Below are 22,392 nucleotides of genomic sequence, written 5' to 3'. Positions count from 1 at the left end.
CAAAGGCTTAGACTCATCTTCGAACCAATGGAGGTGAGTTCTAGCGATGGCGCTTGAGATCGATCCCAAAAAGCTTCTCTATTTTGCCGCCGTCATCGAGCAAGGCAGCCTGAATCGCGCGGCGCGCCAGTTGAGCGTGTCGCAGCCGGCCTTGTCGACATCGATGGATCGCCTGGAGGCCGAGCTTGGGATGCAACTTCTCGAGCGCGGCCCTAAAGGCATTGTCGCGACAAGGAAAGGCGACATCCTTTACTGTCATGCGCGTCTCATCAGGGAAGAGATTCAGCTCGCGGAACGGGACCTTTTGAACGCGGACGATTGTCGGAGCGAGTCCATTCGCATCGGCAGCCTACCAAGCCTTGCCAGCAAAATCGTGCCGATGGCGCTCAGCAAATGGCGCGAGACCCACGAGGGCGGCCATCTCGAGGTCGTCGAAAACGCTCAAGTCGATCTTCTCACGGGTCTTCTTCGTCGCGATTTTGATTTCGTGATCGGGTTCACAAAGGTCTTCGATATGCTCGACGGCCTACGTCAGAGGGTGCTCTTCCGCGACACCCTGCGTGTGATCGCTGGAATAAATCATCCGCTGCGGGAATTGGAAACGCTTACCTGGGGCGATCTGGTGAAATATCCGTGGATCAGCCCAACGTCGCGCAGGACACACACGGTCTTGGATCACATCATGCAGACCATGGACGCTCCCCTTCCCCAGATTACGGTCTGCGGATCGGTGTCCTTGCTCAAGTCATTGGTGGCAGAGACCGAGCACTTGGCCCTCTTGCCGGCCCATGCTGTCCGCGAGGAGGTCGCCGAGCAAAGGCTCTACGAACTGCCTTTCTTCGATCCCACGCTCAATAGAGATATCGCAGTCTTTTTCCGTGAGGGTTACGTCATGGATCAGCCACGGAAAGACCTTGTCGCGTGTGTGACCGAGGTCGGCATGGAGCTTTGCAGGGACAAGAAGTTGGACGAAGTTCCAGCTTAACGCCATCATGCGCAACCGCCCCTCCCCAACCGAGACCGAGTGAGCTTCAGCGTCCCGTCTGCGGGTTCTGTAGCGGAGCCGTTTGGCCTTGATGCTGAAAGTTGAGCTATCGTTGGCTCGACAAAAGTTTAGGCACGTTCGATGCGGACCGAGAAATTTCCTCGAATGCGCAGCGGATCAAAGCCATCCTCGAACCGACCGAGACGGATCAGGCCATCCCATTTGTAGCCGCCATAGAAAAGCGCCAGATTTCCCCACGGCTTGAAATAGCAGAGGTCTCCGGGTCGCTCGTTATCAAAAGGCCCACTTCCCTCTTCGGTTAGCTTTCTGGGTAGCCGAACGATCTTTTCGTTATGACTGTAGTCCTCGATTGTGAGGTCCAAAGGCAACATCGATGCGAAGTCCCCCGCGGACGGACTGTCGTTGAGTGTGGCGGTCATTGTGGAGTCGCCAAAGGTAAATCTCACCCGTACAGCAGTCGAACTGTTTCCGTTGACCTGGGCAGGTTGTTGGCCGAGTCCAGCATTTGGTACGATCATGGCGGCACCTATCCCGAGAAGAATGTTTCTGCGACGAGTAATCATGGCTTCACGGTTGCACGCCATACGAGGACCGCAAACATAGACGACCCAACGAGAGTGACCGCAGCGAACAGAAAAGTAGTTTGCCAGCCCGCTCCATCAAACAGCACCCCACCCAACGAAGCGCCGAACGTGATGGCGAGCTGGATTGTCGCAACCTGAAGGCCGCCCCCCGCCTCCGCGTCATCAGGCATCGCTCTGGTAAGCCATGTCCCCCAACCAACGGGTACCGCCGTCCCCAAGAGTCCCCAGCCCACAAGAAGAATTGCTGTGATCGGAACTGAGGTGCCGAAAGCCACCAGACCTACGGCGACTGCTGCCATGGCAATCGGAACTACGCTCAGAACGCCGAATAGCCGGGTCTGCAGCAAACCACTGATCAAGTAGGTCCCCGCAACGCCCGCCAATCCCATCAGCAGGAGGAGAAGCGAAAGGGTCGACACAGATACCGCCGTCACAGTCTCTAGAAAGGGTCGGAGATACGTGAACAGGGCGAACTGTCCGGCGAACAGCAGGGTAATGGACGCCATCCCGAGAGCTACCTGTTTACGCCGGAGCAATCTGATGACGTGTGGCGGCCCCTCTCTCTTCCGTGGCGGGAGGGACGGAAGGCTGACCCATTGCCAAACAAGCGAAATCAACGCGAGCGGGACAACAGCAAAGAACGCGCCACGCCACCCGACATAGCTCCCCACCATGCTCCCCAAAGGCGCTGAGATCGTTGCCGCGATGGCATTGCCAGCGTTGAGCGTGGCCAGCGCTTTGGGAACCGAGTCGGCAGGGACTAGGCGCATGACTATGGCGGTGGACATGGACCAGAAACCGCCGATGGCGACGCCCAGAAGAGCGCGTCCGACCATCAAAACTGAGTAGTATTGCGCAAAGGTGACGACCAGCCCCGAGATCACAAGGATTAGCGACAGCGATACCAACACGAGGCGTCGGTCGATCCTGCGGGTGAAGTTCGACACGAAGAGGCTGGTGACAACCGCGAAGATGCCGGAGACCGATATCGCCTGACCAGCGCGACCGTCGGTGATCCCGAGGTCGCCAGCTATAGGTGACAGCAGGCTGACTGGCATAAACTCAGAAGCGATCAGCACCGCGACGCAGAGGGCCATTGCGAAAACCGCACCCCATGCCGCAGGAACTGCTTGGGACTCGGGATGGATGCTGGATTGGATTACAGATTGATGTGTCATTCCTCAAAGGTAAGCCAGGCGACGTTATTTGATTACCCGCTGCAATTCGCTTGTACTTATCGATGACAGTCATCAATCGGCGTCATCGCTAGGCAAGTTGTGGGGTGAAAGTTGAACGAGGCGGTGTCTAGAACACCGGCCAAGATCAGAAAAGGGACCGAAAAGACGGTGAGCCCTGAAGTTGGCAACGCCAGAGTCTATGATCGCGGGTTACATCGAACGTGGAGAACTGACCCAAGTGCTTAGTGTCCATTGTTCGAGGAATACGACCTCTACTATCCCAACCGCAGGCAGAAGAATCCTGCGCTCTCGCTGACAGCGGATGCCCTGCGGTCCGGGGTCGGACAGGACCAATGCGCCAAACACAATAATGCCGGCGTGACGGGTCACGCCGGCATTTTGAGTTATCAGAACTTTGGCAGCGTAACCGAGAAGAACAGGGAATCTTCGTTCGCCTTGATGTCAACCGGAGCGTCGGACGGCACCAGTTCAATGGCCGTCTTATCGCCATAGGTCTTTCCGTTGACGGTGATATTGCCCTTGCTCATGAAAAGCACTTCGATCTGGGACCGGGTGCCCGTGTTGAACGTTGCGCCGCCGTCGACCTTCACGAAACCGATCTTGGTATCGCGTTCGGTGAACGTGCCCAGGAGCTTCCTGGATACGCCGGACGTCCCGGTCTCGATCCAATCGTACGAATCCGGGTCCATCATGACGACATCGTCGTAGCGAGGCTTGGCAAGAACCATCTTCTTACCCATGGCTTCTTCGTAGCAAGCCGTCGCGCCGTCCACGTTGTGCTTCTGACCCTTGTCGTCGATCCAGGTGAAGATGCCGTCCTTGAACTCGCCCTTGGCCTTGAGGGCCTCATTCGCTTCTTCCCGACGCGGCGTGCTGAGGAAGCCTTCTCCGCTCGCGCCACCGAACTGGATCACCATCATTTCGAGGCCTTCCGGACGATCCTGCGGCCCGTAGTGGACGCTTTCCGGGAAGTACGCGACGGAGCCTTCGCCCATGATCTTGTGCGGCGATGCCGGATACTTGCCCTTTAGGACATAACGGATTTGATCGAAGTTGTGGCGATGGCGTGGGGTACCCCAACCCCCGGAGCCCGTGAGGCCTACGTTGAGCAGGTAGTTGTTCGGAGAGCCATCCTCTCCTTGCAGCAGGAACTTCTGATCGAGCTTGCCTACACGCATCGATCCGACTGCGCCGCCCTCTGCACTAGCTACATCTGAAATACGCATCTCTCACTCCTCTCTTGTCTTCGGTGAAAACCGTCCGGTTGACTCCAGATAATAGAAAAGTGGGTCGCTCCGTAATCCTCCCCAAAATCGAGCTATAACATCTTGTTATTACTCTGGGCCCTCGCCCCGCCGACGCTCTTGATCGCGGCCATGGTTGCCTGCACAACCTTAGCACAGCCAAACGGCACGAATGATGAAGTCAGAACGCGAGACCCCTCGCGAGTTTGGAATTCCATATGCATCCGATCGAAACGCCTATAAAAAACCTGATGAAGGCACGCATGAACGCCGGCGAGGTAGCCGTTGGCATGATCGTGCGCATCGTCCGCGGCGTCGAGATCGCAGCGATTGCCCGCAGCGCGGGCTTCGACTGCCTCTATATCGACCTGGAGCACAACAGTTTCTCGCTCGAGACCGTCAGCCAGATCAGTATCACGGCGGCCGCACTTGGAGTGACGCCGCTTGTTCGTGTAGCCGGGCACAACAAGGCCGACATCAGCCGCACGCTCGAAACAGGTGCGCAGGGCGTGATCGTCCCTCACGTGGAAACCCGGGCTCAAGCGGAAGACATCGTCGAAGCGGCATTGTTCGCGCCCAAGGGTGATCGATCGCTCCTCGCGACCAACGCCCACACACTTTTTCGCGGGGGGCCGGCTGCCGAAACCATGGCGAAGATGAATGAAGCGACCTTGGTCGTTGGGATGATCGAGTCCGTAAACGCCGTTGAGAATGCGGCGGACATCGCGTCGGTGGCCGGCATGGACATGCTGCTCGTGGGCACCAACGATCTCTGCAACTCGCTCGGTATTCCGGGCCAGCTCGATAGCCCGAAAGTCTTGGAAGCCTACAAGCACGTCCTCGACGTCTGCAATGCGAAAGGCAAGCACCTGGGAGTGGGTGGGCTCAATACGCGTCCTGAAACCGCGAAGGAAATCCTCCGCATGGGCGCGCGGTATGTTTCGACGGGTAGTGACACAGGCTTCCTGACGAACACGGCGATAGCAACGGCCGCTTCGTTTCGCTGAGCCCAACAAGAATATAGCCGTCCAGTTGGCGGCCTGAGGAATCACATCTCGATCCATTGGACCGCAAAGCGAGAGTCCAGTTGGAAAGTCTATCGGAGGACTATCGTGAACATTGGAACCGCCTCGAACAACGTTGCTTCAGCTCTCCTGGCCGAAGCTCGAGATTTCAGCGTCAAAGACCGGGTCGTCCTCGTGACTGGTTCCGGTCAAGGCATCGGCCGCGAACTTGCCCGGCAGTTCGCCGCAGCGGGAGCGATAGCTGTCATCGCCGACCTCAGCATAACCAACTCCGAAAACGTCGCGAAAGAGATCTCGGAGGCCGGCGGCAGGTCGTTGGCGTTGTCGGTGGACGTCTCCCAGAAGGACTCTGTCGATGCGATGGTCGCTGCGGTTAAGAAGGAATTCGGCCGCATCGATGTCCTGGTCAACAACGCTTCCCTCTTCTCCGCACTCGTAAAACGTCCGTTCGATGAAATACCGGCTTCGGAATGGCAGAAGGTAATGGACGTCAATGTGAATGGCGTCTTCTTCTGTGCTGCCGCTGCAGCGCCCGGAATGCGGGACCGCGGATTTGGTCGCATCATCAACATCTCTTCCGCCTCCGTCCACCGGGGAACGAAGAACTACCTGCACTATGTAACCTCTAAGTCGGCCCTCATCGGGATGACCAACTCGCTCGCCCGTGAGCTTGGGCCGTTTGGCGTCACCGCTAACTGCATTCGTCCCGGCACCGTCGCGACCGAGGTGGCAGAGCGCAAGGCCGGCCTGACTCAGGAAATCCTTCAGCGAAACATCGATCTCCAATGCATACCACGCACCATCGTCCCCTCGGACCTGGTTGGTATCACGATGTTCCTCGCCTCGCCGGCTGCGTCCTTCATCACCGGGCAGACGATCGCTTGCGACGGTGGTTACACACATAGCTTCTGATCGGTCGATCAAGCGGAGTAAGTTGATGAGACATTACGGAAACCTTTACATCGATGGCCGCTGGCAAGAGCCCGCCAAGGCCGGCCAGAAGCTGTTGACAGACCCGTACACGGAGACACCGTTTGCTTCCGTTACCACGGGCGGCATGGCGGCCGACGTGGACAAGGCGGCTTTGGCAGCCCGCCGGGCCCTTAAGACCTTCTCGAGGACATCGCTGGAAGAGCGGGCAGCACTGATCGACCGCATCATCGCGGCCTACGAAGAGCGTGTCGATGAGTTCGCCGACGTGATGGCGCAAGAAGTGGGTATTCCTGTCAGCGCACGGGCGCAGGCAACCGGTCCCATCGGCCATATGAAGGTCGCGCGCGACCTCCTGCGGACATATCATTTCGAAAGCCGCCTCGGGGACACGATCATCCGTCGCGAGCCGATCGGGGTTTGCGCCCTGATCTCGCCCTGGAATTGGCCCGTCCAAACGCCGGTTATCAAAGCGATCTACGGCATCGCTGCCGGCTGCACCCTGCTTCTGAAGCCTTCAGACGCATCGCCCATCAGTTCAATCATCCTTGCCGAGGTCTTCGAGAAAGCCGGCGTACCCGCTGGCGTCTTCAATCTGCTCATCGGCAGGGGCAGCGAAGTTGGCGCAGCGATGTCGACCCATCCCGAGGTCGATATGATCTCGTTCACAGGCTCGACATCCGCCGGTGCGCGTGTTGGCGAGGCCGCTGCCCAGACGATCAAGCGTGTGTCGCTGGAGCTTGGCGGCAAATCGGCGAACATCGTCCTCGAGGACGCCGACTTGGAGAAAGCCGCCCGGTGGAACATCCAGCGCTGCTTCTTCAACGCAGGCCAATCGTGCCATGCTCCCAGCCGGATGCTTGTTCACGAAAGCCAGATCGACGAAGTCTCCAATTACCTGGTCGACGAAGTTTCCAAGTACAAGCTGGGCGATCCTCGTGATCCGGCCACCACCATGGGTCCCGTGGTCAATCAGTCTCAGTATGATAGCATCCAGCGCTATATCCAGATCGGCATCGACGAAGGTGCCCGCCTCGCTTGCGGCGGTACCGGGAAACCCGAGGGCCGTAACCAGGGTTATTTCGTCAAACCGACGGTGTTCACCCACGTCACGCCGGAGATGACTATCGCCAAGGAAGAAATTTTTGGTCCGGTGCTTGCTGTCATCCCCTACTCTTCCGAGGAACAGGCCTTGGAGATCGCGAACGACGGTCCCTACGGCTTGGGCGGCTACGTCTTCGCTGGCGACAGAAAAAAGGGATACGATTTCTCTGCCGGCCTTCGTGCAGGACGCATCTGCTTTAATGGAGCTGCTACCAATTCGGTCACGCCGATGGGCGGCTACAAGCAGTCCGGCATCGGACGGTCCATGGGCAGCGTCGGCCTCGAGGAATACCTTGAGACGAAATCCGTCTACGGGTTTGAGGAGGAGGCAACTTCGTTGCCAGAGTTCGCATGACATCCCCATCTGGAGATCGCACCCACAAAATCGCCGCGATACCCGCCGATGGTATCGGGCCGGAAGTCATCGGTGCGGGTCTCGAAGTTCTGCGTGCCCTTCAGCAGCGCTCAGATGGATTGCGCTTCGAGATCACGCAATTCGACTGGGGTTCCGACTACTACCGCAAGCACGGCAAGATGATGCCGGAAGGCGGTCTCGCGCAGCTGCGGAAGCATGATGCGATATATTTCGGCGCTGTTGGCGCACCCGACATTGCAGACCACATCACCCTGTGGGGCCTGCGGCTTCAGATCTGCCAGGGCTTTGATCAATACGCGAATGTCCGCCCAACGCGGATTCTCCCGGGGATACCGACTCCTCTACGCGACAGAGGGGTCGGTGACCTCGACTGGGTTATCGTCCGCGAGAACTCGGAAGGCGAATACTCCGGCCACGGCGGCCGCGCACACCGAGGCTTGCCAGAGGAAGTGGCTACCGAGGTAGCCATCTTCACCCGTGTGGGCGTCACCCGCATCATGCGCTTTGCATTCCGCATTGCTCAATCACGACCGCGAAAGCTGCTTACCGTGGTCACGAAATCCAACGCGCAGCGCTTCGGACTGGTGCTGTGGGACGAGATCGCGGCTGAGGTGTCCACGGAATTCCCCGACGTCAAATGGGACAAGGTTCTTGTCGACGCCATGACAGTCCGAATGACCCTTCATCCGGAAAGCCTCGACACGATTGTCGCCACAAACCTCCACGCCGACATCCTGTCGGATTTGGCCGGCGCACTCGCCGGCAGCCTCGGTGTGGCTCCGACGGCCAACATAGACCCCGAACGGCGATTTCCCTCGATGTTCGAGCCCATCCACGGATCGGCCTTCGACATCACCGGAAAAGGCATCGCAAATCCGATCGCCTCGTTTTGGACCGCATGCCAGATGCTCGACCATCTGGGCGAAGCCGAAGCTTCGGCCCGCCTTATGAAGGCAATCGAGACGGTGTGCTCGGCTGGGATTTCAACGCCTGACGTGGGCGGGACAGCTACTACCCGCGAAGTTACAGACGCAGTGATCAAGGCAATCTTTGGATCCAACGCCTGATCGTTGGAACGTATGGAGCAGTAAAATGAAAGTTGGTGTTTTCGGACTGGGCTCGATGGGATTCGGGATGGCTTCCTCCCTCGTTCGGGCAGGCCATGAAGTCTTCGGTGCAGACGTGAACCCCGAGGCTGTAAAGCGCCTTCGCGCCGCCGGGGGCTCTGAGACCGATCTCAATGCGGCCGCGGGTGAACTCGATGCAGTCGTCGTTGTCGTTCTGAATTCGGCACAGACCGAAGAAGTGCTGTTCGGCAAGGATGGCGTTGTCTCGAAGCTTTCGCCCGGTGCCGTCGTGATCATGTGCGTCACCGTTGCCCCGGACTATGCGAGAAGAGCGGCCGAGCGCTGTTCGGAACGAGGCATTCACTTTCTCGACGCGCCGATCTCGGGCGGTTCCGTCAAAGCCGCCAACGGCAAACTTTCGATCATGGCTTCCGGTACTTCCGAGGCGTTCTCATGCGCCCGCCCCGCCCTGGATGCGCTTGCGGAGACCGTCTTCGAGCTGGGTGATGCCGCTGGCGTAGGTTCGGCCATGAAGGCAGTCAACCAGATGCTCGCCGGCACGCACATCGCGGCAATGGCCGAGGCCATTACTTTCGGCATTACGCAGGGCATTGATCCCGAGACATTCCTCAAGGTTATTCCGCAATGCGCCGGTACAAGCTGGATGCTGGAGAACCGCGCCCCGCACGTAGCATCCGGCGACTATACGCCTCATTCGGCTGTCGACATCTGGCCCAAGGACCTTGGCATTGTCCTCGACGTCGCGAGAGCATCGAAGTTCGCAGCTCCACTCACTGCTGCGGCGCTCCAGCAATTCGTTGCTGCCTCGGGCATGGGACTTGGTCGTGAAGATGATGCCGCAGTGGCCAAGATTTACGCACGCAACGCCGGCATCGAGCTTCCCGGCGTGAAGCCCGGGTCGTGAGCTAATCCGGTAGGGACAGACAATATGGCAACATTCTTTGGCGCAATCGCCGATGACTTCACCGGCGCGACCGATCTGGCTGGGTTGCTTGCCCGATCGGGCGTTCCGGTCTCCCTTAGGATTGGTGTGCCGGCCGAACCGCCGCAGGACACCGCGCCCCTGGAGATTATCGCTCTCAAGTGCCGCACCAGCCCCGTCAATGAAGCGGTGCAAGAGACACAGGCAGCTCTCCAATGGCTGAAGGACGCTGGTGCGCAGCGCTTCTTCTGGAAGTATTGCTCTACGTTCGACTCAACAGCTAAGGGCAACATCGGTCCCGTGGCCGAGGCCCTAATGGAGTCGCTCGGCGTCAGCCAGACCATCTATTGCCCCGCATTTCCGGAGAACGGCCGCGCCATCTTCATGGGAAATTTGTTCGTGGGTGAGCAGCCTCTTTCCGAAAGCCCAATGAAGGATCATCCCCTCACCCCGATGCGGGACTCCAACCTTGCCCGCCTTCTCGCGCCCCAGGTCACGAAGCCCGTCGGTTTGGCAAACCGCCTGTCTGTCGCCAAAGGCCCTGCTTCCCTAACCGACCGACTGTCGAAGCTTGCCTCGGAGGGCGTTGCCCACGTCGTTGTCGACGCGGTCGCCAACGATGACCTCTATATCATCGCGGAAGCTTGCCAGGACATGGTTCTTCTGACGGGAGGCAGCGCCGTAGCAATGCCCCTGCCCGAGCTGTGGGCAAAACAAGGTCGGATCGAGAGATCGGCGGCATCCGGTTCCCGCTCGTTCGATCCCGGTCCCGCTATTGTGCTGTCCGGCAGTTGCTCTGCGATGACCAACCGCCAAGTCGCCGAGTTCTTGTCGAAGGGCGGACCCAGCTTCAGACTCGATCCCCTGGAGATCGCCGAGACCGGCAATGCAAAGGTGCTTAACTGGTTGGCTGCGCAGAATTCTTCCGTCACTCCCCTGATCTACGCAACCGCGGCATCTGACGCAGTCCGTGCTGCGCAGGAACGATTGGGCGTAGATCGTGCTGGCTCTCTGATTGAGCAAACCTTGGCGGCATGTGCGGAGGAAGCTCGAAATAGCGGCTACCGCAGGTTTGTTGTTGCGGGTGGCGAGACCTCAGGCTCGGTGACAAAGGCTTTGAGTGTGAGCCGCCTCAACATCGGGGCTGAGATCGCACCTGGCGTTCCGTGGTGTTTCGCGACGTCGCAGAAAGCCAGGATCGCGGTCACTCTCAAATCCGGTAACTTTGGTAGCGAGGAATTCTTCTCGAGGGCCTTGGAGGTTCTCGATCAATGACGGAAGAAGCTCGCCTACGCGAACAAATCTGCGATCTTGCAAAGTCACTTTTCGACCGAGGGCTCACGCACGGATCGACGGGCAACATATCGGCGCGCATCTCGGACGGCGGTCTGTTGGTATCTCCGACGGGGACAAGTTTCGGTCGCCTCGATCCGTCGCGCCTAAGCCGCATTGATAACGACGGCCGGCACGTTGAAGGCGACAAACCCACCAAGGAAATGCCTCTCCACTCCGCATTCTACGACACCCGAAGCCAAGCGGGCGCTGTTGTTCACCTGCACTCCTGCCATGCAGTCGCCTGGTCGATGATGCCGGATGTCAACGAGGACGACTTTCTCCCGCCTCTCACGCCATACGCGATCATGCAGCTCGGCCGCGTCAAACTGCTGCCCTTCTTCCGACCGGGCGACCCCGCGATGGGTGAAGCCGTCCGCGGCCTGGCGGGAAAGCGTACTGCCGTGATGCTTGCCAATCATGGGCCGGTCGTCACCGGGAAAGACGTGGAGGCGGCTTGCAATGCGATCGAGGAGCTGGAGGCCACAGCGCGGCTCGCGATGCTGACCTGCGGATGCCGCCCCCGCCAGCTCAAGGCGGAGGAGATTCTCGGCGTCGTGACATCATTCAATGTGGAGTGGGAAGCATGAAATTCTCGGCGAACCTGGGCTTCCTCTGGAATGATCGTCCGCTGCCCGATGCTATCAGGGCTGCTAAGGATGCAGGCTTCGATGCGGTGGAGTGCCATTGGCCGTATGCGGCTCTTGCCTCGGACGTCAAAGCGGCCTTGGAGCAGACCGGGCTCAAGATGCTCGGTTTGAACACCTCGCGCGGCAGTGTTTCAGTTGGTGAAAACGGATTGTCCGCCCTTCCTGGGCGCGAAGAGGAAGCGCGCGCTGCAATTGACCAGGCCGTTCAATACGCGACCGAGATTTCAGCCGGCGCGATCCATGTCATGGCAGGAAATTCGAGCGGCCCCCGCGCGCGCTCGGCGTTCATCGAGAACCTCGCATACGCCTGTGAGAAAGCGGGATCGAACATCAGGATCTTGATCGAACCCCTGAACCACTACAATGCACCCGGGTACTTTCTCAGCACTGTCGAGCAGGCAGCGGACATCATCCGCGAGGTAGCGAGACCGAACCTCAAGATGATGTTCGACTTTTATCATGTCCAGATCATGGGTGGTGATGTCACGCGCCGTTTTGAGGCGAACCTGCCCTTGATCGGCCATGTGCAGATTGCCTCGGTGCCGGATCGTGGAAGCCCCGACCATGGCGAGCTTGATTACTCGTTCGCGCTGAGCCGCGTTCGCGAATTCGGTTGGGCGCAGCCAATCGGTGCCGAGTATCTGCCGGCGAACGGGCCGGTGCCCGATCTCGCCTGGCTTTCTTCATTCAGAGACTGACAGCGAATTTCGGAGAGGAGATAACCATGAGCAACAAACCAGTCATCGGCTTCATCGGTGTCGGCATGATGGGACACGGGATGGCGAAGAACATTCGCACCAAGGGCTACGAACTTTGGTTCCTGGATCAGCGCCCGATGCCCACGCTTCTGGAGATCGGTGCGAAAAGCGCTTCCAGCCCCAAAGATATGGCCGAACGGTGCGACATCATCCACATCTGCCTCCAGAACTCAGGCCAAGTGGAAAAGGTCGTGAAAGGTAACGATGGCATTATTGCCGGCGCGCGTCCTGGCTTGATCGTAATCGATACATCGACCTCCGACCCCTCATCTACCTTGCTGCTGGCACAGGAGCTTCAGGCGGCTGGCGCTACCTTGATCGACGCCTCACTCGGCCGCACGCCCAAGGAGGCTGAAGAAGGCACTCTCGACGCGATGGTCGCAGGCGACGACGAAGTTTTCGAGCGTGTGAAGCCTGTCATCGAATGCTGGGCCGGTCGGATCATCCGGGTAGGTGCCGTGGGGAACGGCCACAAGATGAAGTTGCTGATGAACTTCATCGGAATGAGCTATGGTGCGCTCTATGCCGAAGCGGTTGTCCTCGGAGCAAAAATCGGCATCTCGCCACAGGCGATACGTGATGTCATCACGGGTAGCCGGATGGACAGCGGCTTCTTCGGCACCTTCATGAAATACGTCGTCGAACGTGACCGCGATGCCCACAGGTTCATGATCTCATACGCGGCGAAAGACCTTCGCTACGTCAACAACATGGCTGCCGACTCCAAGGTGACCAGCGTGATGGCGTCTGCTGCGGTCCAGTACTACACGCATGCCGAAGCGATTGGCCATGGCGACGACTTCGTTCCGATGCTCAGCGACCTGGTCGGGAAGCTCAATGGCGTGGACATGGAAGAAGAAGTTCGCAAGGGAGCGCGGTAACGCACGCAAGGATTCGACCGCCATTTAACCAAAAGCTGGCCGCTATCTCAGTGGCCCGCTTTTTTGTCATCGTGCCTGCGGCCAATACTCATTGCGCCCAGAAAACAGGGGCGTGGCGTATTTTCTGGCGGTAAATAGCGACTTTTCCGTTTTTCCGTCCGCGTTGTATTGCCTCGGTTGTATTAGCCGAGACCAAACAATAGAAACTGTCAAAGGCAGGGCATCCTTTTGGCTCAGCTGCCGGCTTGTCCACGCCTAATGATAAACAGTGCCACGAACGTTGATAGCGACACGAAACCACCCGTTGTCACGAAGATGGCCGGCAGCCCGGCGACATCACCAACCAACCCCAGCGCCGGCCCGCTGAAGGCAAGCGCGACATCAAGACAGGCTGAATACAGTCCCATGGCCATGCCGCGACTTTGCGAGGGCGCGGCCCGGACGACTGCGATGCCAAACCCCGGGAAAACGAGGGAATAACCGAAGCCTACCAAGGCGGCTCCCGCCAGGGCGACGATCGGCTGGGAGGCGAGTCCCATCGTCACAAGACCGATCGCTTCGACGATGGCAAACACCAGTGCGGTAAACGGACCGCCAAGCCTGTCGGGGAGATGTCCAAGCAAGATACGACTTGCGACCAACGCCGTCGCGAAAGACGTCACGGCAAGCCACCCGTCTGCCCACTGGCGGTCAACGAATAACAGACTGGAGAATGCAAGGATGCTTCCGTAACCGAGACTTGCAAATGCAGAACCGAGCCCGGGGAGCCAAACTGCTCTGATGACGCTAAGCCTGGATGCCGAGGGCGAAGAGCGGCCTGACACGGGCTCAAGCGGTGCAATCATTGCAGCCATCAACAGCGGCAACAAGATTGTCGCCGACGCGATCGCCGCAAAGCCTTGCATCGCAAACAAGGCGCTTCCGATGGGGGCACCTGCAGCGAGCGCTCCAAACATTGCGGTGCCGATCCACGCAATCACTTTCCCTGAATGCTGTGATCCGACGGTGGCCAGGCCCCAAGCTACTGAGCCGGTGATGATAAGACTCTCCCCGGCACCAAGCACACCGCGCCCGGCGACAAGGATCGCGGCAGACAAGACAGGTTGACTAATGGTGATCAAGGAAGCGAGATACAGTGCGCCGGCGGCAGCCGCCAAGGACAGTCCCAAGATGACCGCTTTTTTCGGCCCCTTACGATCCGCAAAATCGCCGGCCCACAATCTCGTCATCAGGGACGCACAGAATTGGCTGCCTGTTATCAGCCCGATCACGAACGTGCCGAAGCCCAAGTCACTACTGACGTGGATCGGAAGCACGGTTATCCCCATACCGGCTATGAGGAAGCCCACGAAAACGACCGCCATTTTGGGCGCGAGTGTAACGAGGACATTGGTTCGCCCTGTCAATGTTCATGCTCCAAGCTCAAGGAGTATAAGACGACATGAGCCATCGTCCCGAACATGCTCACCGGCCTGAAATCGGACGTACCCGGATTACAACGTCGATATTGGCTATCTCAAATCCTTCCGGCGGCTCGGGAATGTTGGCTATCGAGATGCTGCTGGCATCGATGTCCCGGATTTCGCCGTCGCCCTCAACATAAAAATGGTGGTGATCCGAAATGTTGGTGTCGAACCAGGTGCGCGCGCCTTCGACTGCGAGCACTCGAACCAGCCCGGCTACGGTGAAATCGTTCAGGGCATTGTAGACCGTAGCGACCGACAGACTGATCCCATGCGCAAGCACTTCCGCATGAAGCTCCTCGGCTGTGACATGGCGATGGCCGCCGGCAAAGAGGAGGTTGAACAAAGCAATGCGTTGCTCGGTCGGCCTCAGTCCCACCGCACGCAGGTCTCTGGCAACCGAAGATGTGCGTTCCATGCTGTTCACCCAAGTTCCACTTTGTGATCCCCCCACCTATATCCTCGCTGTAGCTCGCCCGGCTACATCGACCTTAACTGCCCTATAACGCAGCGTTATTGCCTCATGATTGAGGCCCAACAGTTGGCTGGACCAGCTTGTGATTGAGTGTAGGGCCGCATCAGCGGCCCTTCTCGCGAGGCAACAGCGCCAAGCGCCAAGCTCGCTTCGACGACACGCTGCCGCATTGATGAAAATTTCTCATAATAACGAGCGAAACGCCTGACCTAATCGCAAGGCATGGTGTCCATTACATCTCCGTCAGGCAGCCACAACAACTGGAGATCGACATGAACACATCCAACGAAACCGTCAATCATGAGGAACCCGACGCTGGACGCCGCACTTTGCTGAAGATGACCGGTGTGGGGGTGGCAGCGCTTGGCGTCGCATCGGTCGCCGGCGCGCCCGCGTTCGCACAGGGAAATGCAGAATGGGACAAGGTCTTCCCGAAGAGCAGTAAGGTCGACCACGAGAAGGTGAGCTTCCAGAACCGCTATGGCATCACTCTGGTCGGCGATCTCTATCTGCCGAAAAACCGTAGCACCGGTACTCTGCCGGCCATTGTGGTCGGCGGCCCGTTTGGCGCGGTGAAGGAACAATCCTCAGGCCTCTACGCTCAGACCATGGCGGAACGTGGTTTCATCACAATCGCCTTCGATCCATCCTATACTGGGGAAAGCAGCGGCGAGCCGCGGAATGTCGCTTCCCCTGACATCAACACCGAGGACTTCAGTGCTGCAGTAGACTTCATTGGTCTGCGCCCTGAAGTGGACCGCGAGCGGATCGGCGTGATCGGTGTTTGCGGTTGGGGCGGCATGGCGTTGAACGCCGTCGCCGTGGACAAACGCGTGAAGGCCGTCGTTGCCAGCACCATGTATGACATGACGCGCGTCATGTCCAAGGGCTACAACGACAGTGTAACCCTAGAACAGCGCACACAAGCGCTGGAGCAGATGAGCCGCCAGCGTTGGGCGGATGCCGAAAAAGGGAACCCCGCCTATCAGCCGCCTTACAATGTGCTCAAGGGTGGCGAAGCGCAGTTCCTGGTCGACTACCATGACTACTACAGCACGCCGCGCGGCTATCATAAGCGCGCTGTCAACTCCGGCAACGCCTGGACGCAGACCACCCCACTGTCGTTCATGAACATGCCGATCCTGACTTACATCGCGGAAATCTCACCGCGCCCGGTCCTGTTCATTCATGGCGAGAAGGCTCACTCTCTGTATTTTGCGGAAACCGCCTATGCCGCAGCCGCGGAGCCTAAGGAATTGATGATTATCCCGGGGGCGAACCACACTGACCTCTATGACAAGGTTGACGTCATCCCGTTTGATAAGCTTCAGCAGTTCTTCGAACAGCACCTTAGCGTCTAACGTCTGGCAATACGATCGCGCTACCGGATGGGCCTCTCATCCGGTACGCGGCAGGCAACCAGACGGCGCTTCGTGTTCAAAGCCGGCCGCATGCGCATCACTGTGCAGCCATGCACATGCTGCAATACAATATCGATCCTGCTATTTCGACCACTACGGTCGAGACGCGGCTTTCGCTGTGCTGGGCTCGAAACCGAGAACGAACTCGATCACCTTGGCGGAGGACATTTCGCAGGGCTTCAGGATGGGCCCGGGTCCAGCCAATCGATAGAGGTTGAAGCTGACGATATCCGTCCCACTACGTTCCTCGCCATAGAGCCAGGTCCGTTTGCCATCCTCCGACCGCTTGACGGTCACACCCCATGATCGATTACCAAAATATCCGTCGACATAGCCGTCCGGCAATTTCGCAAGCGCGTCTTCGAACGTCGCCTGAACCAATGGAGGTGTTTTGCCGCCGGCGGTCATGGTGCCAGGCATTCGTCGCAGATCCCGCAGCCATCATCATCCATGCTTGAGGCCGGACGTAACGTTCGACAGCATGAACATGTCGTTGCATCCGGTGCACACGCTTCATCGCTGTCCGGCTTAAGAATTTCGATGCAGGCTTTCGACAGCATATCGGCCGCGCTTCGATCCATGGCGATGCTCCGGTTTGGGGTACACTAGAGATATTAAGCCTCGACGCTGCACAAGCCGGCAGAGGTCGCGGTCAGAGACGATCCGATTCCAATTCAGTTCCACAATCAAGCGGCCTTCTTGACGATCGTCGCCTGACCTTGTTCATTCGTACGATGTTCAAAGCCGCAAACGCTGCGCAGGTCAGAGTTTCCATCGACGAGATCCAGCCGGACGTCTGGCGCCGATTGGTCCTGCCAGTGCACTGGAACCTGGAGCATCTGCATCTCGGTATTCTTACTTCGCCGGTTTGTCCGCGATGATACCTAATTTATGAATTTCCGGTGTTTTGGCGAATATGTCGCCTGCCTTGATTTTTTCCATCAACGTAGCGGCGACCTCTCCATTGAGATGCGCGTCGCGTCCAGCCTCGTCATCAAAGGTATCGAATATCGCGAAAGAGGAAGTCCCCTCTTGAATCGCATACCACGAAATCGTCCGGGCTCGGTATTCACCAAGGGAACCGCCGACCGCAAGAAGTCCGCTCGCCGCGACTACGACGGTCAGGCTGGCCCGCCCGGTCATCCCGATCTCAAGGGCTTCGGCGCCAACGGCCGGATATTCTTCTGGCTACGTGCGGGCATGGCCGCACCCGGGGCCGTGCACGTCGGTCTCGTCGCGGTCTCCGAAGCGATGGTGAACGCCGCCCATGCCGAGGCCCTGGCGGCCGGCGCGACCGAAATCCATCCACCGGCTCCGCAGCCTCACTACGATCCCCGCTATTATGCGGCGCAGGTCAAGGACCCCGACGGCTACGGTCTCGAGTTCGTCTTCAAGAGCTGGCAGCACGGGAGTTGATGCGATGACCGCTACCATCTTGCGCGCGAAAGCGGATGCGCTGATCACTGCCACCAACGCCTTCGATACCGAGGCGGCAGTGACCTTGTTCACGCCGGATGCGGTGATCGACGACCCGTCGACCGACCACAGTTTCGACGGTCACGCCGGGATCCGCGACTACGACCTCAGGCGCAAGCTCACGGAATTTTGCCAGCTGCTTCTCGCGGGATTCCGGCGAGGATGGGGCCGCATACCCACCCGTTGCAGCACCATCCTGGGCCGCGTCAAAATCGAGATAGACGAACTGCGCGCCCATGCTCCCCTCTTTAAGGAGACGTTGATGAAAGAAGGATGCCTATATGTTATTCTGAATCGTTATGGGCCGGTTATCGAGGCCAGTTTGAGATCGACAACGGTAACGGAATGAGATTGGATCATTGATGATCTAACCCTCGCCTTGAACCAGTTCGAACCAACGACCATTGATTCTCAGCATTGAGAACGAAGCCTAACTCGTTGGCAAAGTGTCTGGCCATTCGTGCGCGCCATGGAGGACGCGAAGGATACGAACCGCTGTTTCGGTGATTGCATACGCTGCGACGTAGGGCGTACCGTTAATTAACAGCTCGCGGGTGCCAGCAATTCTGCCAACACGACCGCTCGCGGGAAAATCTATCAACCGGCGGACAGCAGCAACAATCCGTTCGTCAACCAGAATGGCGGCTAACGGATTCTCTGCTTCTATGTATGTGAAGATGGCGTCGCGATCAAGGTCGACGAAGAGTACCCGCCGGCTAAATAGCGTGCTACTCCTCGGGCCGAGCCAGCACGAAATCGTGCTCTATCTGCCAGAACTTGCCTGAGAAACCGAGCTCGTTAGAGCGTACCGAATCCTCAACGTGCTGGAATTGGGCAAGCAAGCTCTCCTTCACACCGAAGACGGCGTCAGATTGGATGTACGGGTCGTCCGGATCGAAGATGTGTGTCGTGAGCGTCTCGAAGCCGTGGGCCTTGACGATGTAGTGCAGGTGGGCGGGCCGGTAGGGATGGCGACCGAGCACACCGAGCAGTTTGCCAACGGGTCCGTCGTCGGGAATGGGATAATATTTCGGCTTGACCGCCCGGAACCAGTAGCGGCCGTCGGCGCCAGTCCGGAACACGCCGCGAAGGTTGAAGTCTGGTTGGATTCCCTGCTGCTGCACGTCGTAGAAACCCTCGTCATTGGCCTGCCAGACGTCGATAACCGCATCGTTGATGGGCTGCCCCGCGGTATCAATGATCCGCCCGCCGATCACCATGTCCTCGCCCTTGGCGTCGAGGCAGATATTGGCGCCCATCTCCAGTTCCGGCGCGCCCTCGACATGGAAAGGGCCGAGCACCGTGCTTTCTGATGCGCCCGACGGCTTGCGGTTGTTGATCGCGTCCACCAGCATCGAGACCCCGAGAACATCAGACAGCAGGATGAATTCCTGCCTCCATTCGTTGCACATCTGGCCGGTGCGGGTCAGGAACAGGATCGCCTGCATCCATTCGTCCTGCGTCGGCTCGATCTCCTTCACCGCCTCGTGCAGCTTGCGAGTGACCACCTCCATGATCTGCTTCAGCCGCTCGTCCTTGGCGTTTTTGTTGCGGCCGGTGACGACCTCGACGGAGTTCTCTTCGGTGAAGAAGCCTTTCTCATGCGCGTCCATCACGGTCTCACTTTCCAAGAATTGCTGTCAGCACGCGGCGCAGTTCAGTCGTAGGATCGTCGGTCATCGCCTCGCGCCGCCAGGCGACGTGATGGTCGGGACGAACGAGCAGGATGCCGCTGTCCCGGATCTCGCGCATATTGGCCCAGTCGCCGGTAAAATCCTGCCATGGCTGGCGGGGGCCGATGACATGGGCGACGATCTCCGTGCCGAATTCTTTGCTCAAACTGCGGGACGCATCGACCCAGCCCTGCCCTCCTATACCCGTCAGCACGGTGAATTTGCCATGGCCGGTGAGATCGAGCGTCGAAACCTTCTCGCCGGTCGCGGAGAAGAGCCAGGCATGCGGCAGCCGCGCGCCGGGCCAGCTCGTCTGCTGGCAATGCAGTTCAGGGTCCTTGGTGAATACAGGTTCGGCCTGTCCATCGGTGACCGCAGCACCCGAGCGATAGCGCTGGTTCATCTCGACCCCATGGCAATCGAACTCGTAGACCTTGTCGGCGATCGCCTTGCGGATCGCGGCGCGCTGCTCCTCGGCGGCGACAGTGTTGTTGCAGCGGGCGTCCATGTTCTGCTGCATCTTCACCGGGTCGATGGAATCGAGCAGTCCGAGCGCCTTGAAGATCGGCCCGAATTCCTCGATCGACTTGTTGGCGCGGGTGACTATCTGCTTGGCAACAGGCGCGCGCTCGGCCTGATAGCTGTCGAGAAGTTTCGCGCCTGCGGCCCCCTTCAGAACGAAGGCGAGTTTCCAGGCGAGATTGAAAGCGTCCTGGATCGAGGTATTGGAGCCAAGGCCGTTCGACGGCGGATGGCGATGGGTGGCATCGCCCATGCAGAAGACGCGGCCATTCGACATTGTGGTGGCGTACATATTGTTGACGGTCCAGGTCGAGACCGACTTGATGGTCATCTGGAGATCGGGATCGCCGACCAGATCGCGCACCACTTTCTTCGCATGCGCTTCGTCCACTTCAGGCGCCGGCTGGTTGATGTCGTAACCCCAGACGATCAGCCACTCGTCCCAGGGCCTGACCATCCGCACCAGACCCATGCCGATGCCGCCGACGTCAGCACCCGGTTGCAGCACCCAGTAAAGCACCGAGGGACGATGAGCGACCAGTCGCGACAGATCGGCCTTGAACAGGATGTTCATCGAGCCGGCAACGCCCATCTTGCCTTCGAAGGCAAGGCCCGCATGTTCCGCAACCTTGGAATTGCCGCCATCGGCGCCGACCAGATATTTCGAGCGGACGGCGAACTCCTTGCCGGTCAGCCGGTCGAGACAGGTCGTCGTGACCCCGTCTTCGTCCTGCACATGGCTCAGATATTCCGTCGACATGCGCGACTGGCTGCCGCGCGAACAGGCCGTCTTGAACAGCAGCGGCTCCATGAAGGTCTGCGGCAGGTCGTTCATATGGGTCGGCGAAGACAGCTGGTGCTCGGCGCGCGACAGGGGATGTTTGCCCCAGCTCTTCATCCGGCCGATCTCTTCGCCGGTGAGCGAGGTGCAGAAGACGTTCTCGCCCATCAGATCCTGCTCGGCCGCAAACATATAGGCCTCATCCTCAACGTCGCGTCCGAGATCGCGCAGTACTTCCATGGTGCGCTGGTTGGTGATGTGGGCGCGCGGCGTACTGGCGAGCCAGCGGTACCGGTTGATCACCAGGTTCTCGATCCCGTAGGACGACAACAGGGCCGCGGTGGCCGAGCCCGCCGGGCCGGTGCCGATGATGAGTACGTCGGTGGTAATGTCAGCCATGAGGCCCTCCCCTATGCGTGAGATCGAGCGGCCCGCCCTTTAGGACGCGGCGAACCGGGAAAAGCTGGATGCCGGTGCGGCCGGAGAACAATCCCCAGAGGCCGCGCGGCGCGAAAAGCATGATGGCGATACCGAGAAGACCCAGCATCAGCAGGTACCAGGAGCCGTAGTCGGCCAGCAGGTTCTGCAGGAGAAAGAAGATGATGACGCCGAGGATCGGTCCCTCGATCGTGCCGATGCCGCCGATCACGACGATGAAGATCACATAGGCCGTCCAGTCGGTGACCGAAAAGGCGGCATCTGGCGAGATGCGCGCCTTCTGCACATAGATCAGCGCCCCGGCGATACCTGTCATGAAGGCGGTGGCAAGATAGACCAGCGTCTTCATCCGCCGCGCATCGACGCCGACGGCACGGGCCGCCTGCTCGTTGTCACGGACGGCGGCAAGGCCGAGGCCTTGCTTGCTGCGCAGCAGCCCATAGATGAAACCGATTGTGGCGACGACGAGGATCAGCGCCAGCCAGTAGGTCAGCGCGTCGCCCGCCTCGGAAGCCTTCATGCCGAAGAGATCGCGCATCATGCCGACACCCATCATGTCGCGGGTCGCATCGCGCGGCAGCGAGGTGCCGGTGCCGCCGCCGAGCGCCTTCCACTGGGCGAGCAGCAGCCGCACAACCTCGGCCACCACCCAGGTGCCTATGGCGAAGTAGGGGCCGTAGAGCCGGAAGGTGAAGAAGGCTGTCGGAATGGCGAGAGCGACAGAAAACAGCCCGGCAATCAGGATGGCGACAACAGGATCAACGCCGAAAAGGATGACGGCACCGAACATGGTATAGGCGCCGAAGCCGACGAAGACCTGCTGGCCGACCGAGATCAGCCCGGCATAACCGGCAAGCAGGTTCCAGTTCTGCGCCAGCACCAGCATGGTGAGGATGAAGAACAGATCCTGGATGACGCCGCGCGAGACGATGAAGGGTGCGGCAAAGGCAAGCAGCAAGAGAGCAACGACCGCGACAGCTGACAATCCCGATGCCCTGGTGCGTGTCTCGACGGTGAAGGAGGGAATGGCCATGGTCATCGATA

General features: G+C 59.2%; 23 protein-coding genes and 1 pseudogene. 12 read left to right on the top strand and 12 right to left on the bottom strand.

What is annotated here, in order from left to right; genetic code table 11:
- Positions 1-46: 46 nt before the first annotated feature.
- On the top strand, positions 47-985 hold the full coding sequence (locus RLCC275e_RS25875; protein ID WP_033184590.1) for a LysR family transcriptional regulator: 939 nt from the start codon (positions 47-49) through the stop codon (positions 983-985).
- 128 nt (positions 986-1,113) lie between these two features.
- On the opposite strand, the gene RLCC275e_RS25870 is transcribed toward RLCC275e_RS25875, so the two are convergent.
- The 3 genes from RLCC275e_RS25870 to RLCC275e_RS25860 all read right to left on the bottom strand — a co-directional run bounded on the left by RLCC275e_RS25870 (position 1,114) and on the right by RLCC275e_RS25860 (position 4,015).
- Positions 1,114-1,569: a cyclophilin-like fold protein gene (locus tag RLCC275e_RS25870; protein ID WP_033184591.1), complete on the bottom strand. Its 456-nt coding sequence runs from the start codon at positions 1,567-1,569 to the stop codon at positions 1,114-1,116.
- On the bottom strand, positions 1,566-2,768 hold the full coding sequence (locus RLCC275e_RS25865) for an MFS transporter (RefSeq protein WP_050516901.1): 1,203 nt from the start codon (positions 2,766-2,768) through the stop codon (positions 1,566-1,568). The genes RLCC275e_RS25870 and RLCC275e_RS25865 overlap by 4 nt, the downstream gene beginning before the upstream one ends.
- A gap of 407 nt (positions 2,769-3,175) precedes the next feature.
- On the bottom strand, positions 3,176-4,015 hold the full coding sequence (locus RLCC275e_RS25860; protein ID WP_011654909.1) for a cupin domain-containing protein: 840 nt from the start codon (positions 4,013-4,015) through the stop codon (positions 3,176-3,178).
- 236 nt (positions 4,016-4,251) lie between these two features.
- Between RLCC275e_RS25860 and RLCC275e_RS25855 the strand changes: the two genes are divergently transcribed.
- The 9 genes from RLCC275e_RS25855 (at position 4,252) to RLCC275e_RS25815 (ending at position 13,099) form a co-directional block, all read left to right on the top strand.
- Positions 4,252-5,040 carry an HpcH/HpaI aldolase family protein gene (locus RLCC275e_RS25855; RefSeq protein ID WP_033184592.1) on the top strand — a complete coding sequence of 263 codons (789 nt, stop codon included), beginning with the start codon at positions 4,252-4,254 and terminating at the stop codon, positions 5,038-5,040.
- A gap of 105 nt (positions 5,041-5,145) precedes the next feature.
- Positions 5,146-5,970 (top strand): SDR family NAD(P)-dependent oxidoreductase, encoded by an 825-nt coding sequence (locus RLCC275e_RS25850; RefSeq protein ID WP_033184593.1) that lies wholly within the window; start codon positions 5,146-5,148, stop codon positions 5,968-5,970.
- 25 nt (positions 5,971-5,995) lie between these two features.
- Positions 5,996-7,447 carry an aldehyde dehydrogenase family protein gene (locus RLCC275e_RS25845; protein WP_033184594.1) on the top strand — a complete coding sequence of 484 codons (1,452 nt, stop codon included), beginning with the start codon at positions 5,996-5,998 and terminating at the stop codon, positions 7,445-7,447.
- Positions 7,444-8,535, top strand: coding sequence for a tartrate dehydrogenase (locus RLCC275e_RS25840; protein WP_033184595.1), 1,092 nt, complete (start codon positions 7,444-7,446; stop codon positions 8,533-8,535). The genes RLCC275e_RS25845 and RLCC275e_RS25840 overlap by 4 nt, the downstream gene beginning before the upstream one ends.
- 25 nt (positions 8,536-8,560) lie before the next feature.
- A complete protein-coding gene (gene ltnD / locus RLCC275e_RS25835; protein ID WP_018494284.1) occupies positions 8,561-9,460 on the top strand; it encodes an L-threonate dehydrogenase in 900 nt (299 codons plus the stop codon).
- A 24-nt stretch (positions 9,461-9,484) separates the two neighbouring features.
- Complete coding sequence (gene otnK / locus RLCC275e_RS25830) at positions 9,485-10,753, top strand: 3-oxo-tetronate kinase (RefSeq protein ID WP_033184596.1); 1,269 nt, start codon at positions 9,485-9,487, stop codon at positions 10,751-10,753.
- Positions 10,750-11,400: a 3-oxo-tetronate 4-phosphate decarboxylase gene (gene otnC, locus RLCC275e_RS25825; RefSeq protein ID WP_033184597.1), complete on the top strand. Its 651-nt coding sequence runs from the start codon at positions 10,750-10,752 to the stop codon at positions 11,398-11,400. The genes otnK and otnC overlap by 4 nt, the downstream gene beginning before the upstream one ends.
- Entirely contained in the window at positions 11,397-12,158 is a 762-nt protein-coding gene (locus tag RLCC275e_RS25820) for a hydroxypyruvate isomerase family protein (protein WP_033184598.1), read from the top strand. Before otnC ends, RLCC275e_RS25820 begins: the two co-directional genes overlap by 4 nt.
- A gap of 26 nt (positions 12,159-12,184) precedes the next feature.
- Positions 12,185-13,099 (top strand): NAD(P)-dependent oxidoreductase, encoded by a 915-nt coding sequence (locus RLCC275e_RS25815; protein ID WP_018494280.1) that lies wholly within the window; start codon positions 12,185-12,187, stop codon positions 13,097-13,099.
- Positions 13,100-13,332: 233 nt separating this feature from the next.
- On the opposite strand, the gene RLCC275e_RS25810 is transcribed toward RLCC275e_RS25815, so the two are convergent.
- Both RLCC275e_RS25810 and irrA read right to left on the bottom strand, forming a co-directional pair.
- Positions 13,333-14,463, bottom strand: coding sequence for an arabinose transporter (locus RLCC275e_RS25810; RefSeq protein WP_245494084.1), 1,131 nt, complete (start codon positions 14,461-14,463; stop codon positions 13,333-13,335).
- Between the two features lie 100 nt (positions 14,464-14,563).
- Positions 14,564-14,980, bottom strand: coding sequence for an iron response transcriptional regulator IrrA (irrA, locus tag RLCC275e_RS25805; RefSeq protein ID WP_026238542.1), 417 nt, complete (start codon positions 14,978-14,980; stop codon positions 14,564-14,566).
- Positions 14,981-15,309: 329 nt separating this feature from the next.
- Here irrA and RLCC275e_RS25800 point away from each other — a divergent pair, with 329 nt between their 5' ends.
- The gene (locus RLCC275e_RS25800; protein ID WP_033184600.1) at positions 15,310-16,398 is read left to right on the top strand and encodes an alpha/beta hydrolase; all 1,089 of its coding nucleotides are present in this window, start codon (positions 15,310-15,312) and stop codon (positions 16,396-16,398) included.
- Positions 16,399-16,551: 153 nt separating this feature from the next.
- On the opposite strand, the gene RLCC275e_RS25795 is transcribed toward RLCC275e_RS25800, so the two are convergent.
- Both RLCC275e_RS25795 and RLCC275e_RS34790 read right to left on the bottom strand, forming a co-directional pair.
- On the bottom strand, positions 16,552-16,878 hold the full coding sequence (locus RLCC275e_RS25795; protein WP_033184601.1) for a hypothetical protein: 327 nt from the start codon (positions 16,876-16,878) through the stop codon (positions 16,552-16,554).
- A 266-nt stretch (positions 16,879-17,144) separates the two neighbouring features.
- Complete coding sequence (locus RLCC275e_RS34790; protein WP_171817002.1) at positions 17,145-17,303, bottom strand: hypothetical protein; 159 nt, start codon at positions 17,301-17,303, stop codon at positions 17,145-17,147.
- A gap of 196 nt (positions 17,304-17,499) precedes the next feature.
- On the opposite strand from RLCC275e_RS34790, the gene RLCC275e_RS25785 reads away from it, so the two are divergent.
- Positions 17,500-17,874, top strand: coding sequence for a VOC family protein (locus RLCC275e_RS25785; protein ID WP_050516903.1), 375 nt, complete (start codon positions 17,500-17,502; stop codon positions 17,872-17,874).
- Between the two features lie 118 nt (positions 17,875-17,992).
- Here the strand turns inward: RLCC275e_RS25785 and RLCC275e_RS34785 are convergent.
- From RLCC275e_RS34785 to RLCC275e_RS25760, 5 genes and pseudogenes are all read right to left on the bottom strand, one after another.
- Positions 17,993-18,175 (bottom strand): annotated as a pseudogene (locus RLCC275e_RS34785) (Re/Si-specific NAD(P)(+) transhydrogenase subunit alpha); the annotation flags it as partial.
- Between the two features lie 189 nt (positions 18,176-18,364).
- Positions 18,365-18,613 carry a type II toxin-antitoxin system RelE/ParE family toxin gene (locus RLCC275e_RS25775; RefSeq protein ID WP_082229885.1) on the bottom strand — a complete coding sequence of 83 codons (249 nt, stop codon included), beginning with the start codon at positions 18,611-18,613 and terminating at the stop codon, positions 18,365-18,367.
- 49 nt (positions 18,614-18,662) lie between these two features.
- Positions 18,663-19,547, bottom strand: coding sequence for an intradiol ring-cleavage dioxygenase (locus RLCC275e_RS25770; RefSeq protein WP_033184603.1), 885 nt, complete (start codon positions 19,545-19,547; stop codon positions 18,663-18,665).
- Between the two features lie 7 nt (positions 19,548-19,554).
- The gene (locus RLCC275e_RS25765) at positions 19,555-21,309 is read right to left on the bottom strand and encodes an FAD-dependent oxidoreductase (protein WP_033184604.1); all 1,755 of its coding nucleotides are present in this window, start codon (positions 21,307-21,309) and stop codon (positions 19,555-19,557) included.
- Complete coding sequence (locus RLCC275e_RS25760) at positions 21,302-22,387, bottom strand: branched-chain amino acid ABC transporter permease (protein WP_033184605.1); 1,086 nt, start codon at positions 22,385-22,387, stop codon at positions 21,302-21,304. Before RLCC275e_RS25760 ends, RLCC275e_RS25765 begins: the two co-directional genes overlap by 8 nt.
- Between the last annotated feature and the right edge of the window lie 5 nt (positions 22,388-22,392).

Origin of the sequence: Rhizobium brockwellii (genome assembly GCF_000769405.2) — a bacterium.
Lineage (GTDB): Bacteria > Pseudomonadota > Alphaproteobacteria > Rhizobiales > Rhizobiaceae > Rhizobium > Rhizobium brockwellii.
Note: the sequence above shows the minus strand (reverse complement) of the source record. Positions and strands in the feature narration are given on the sequence as shown.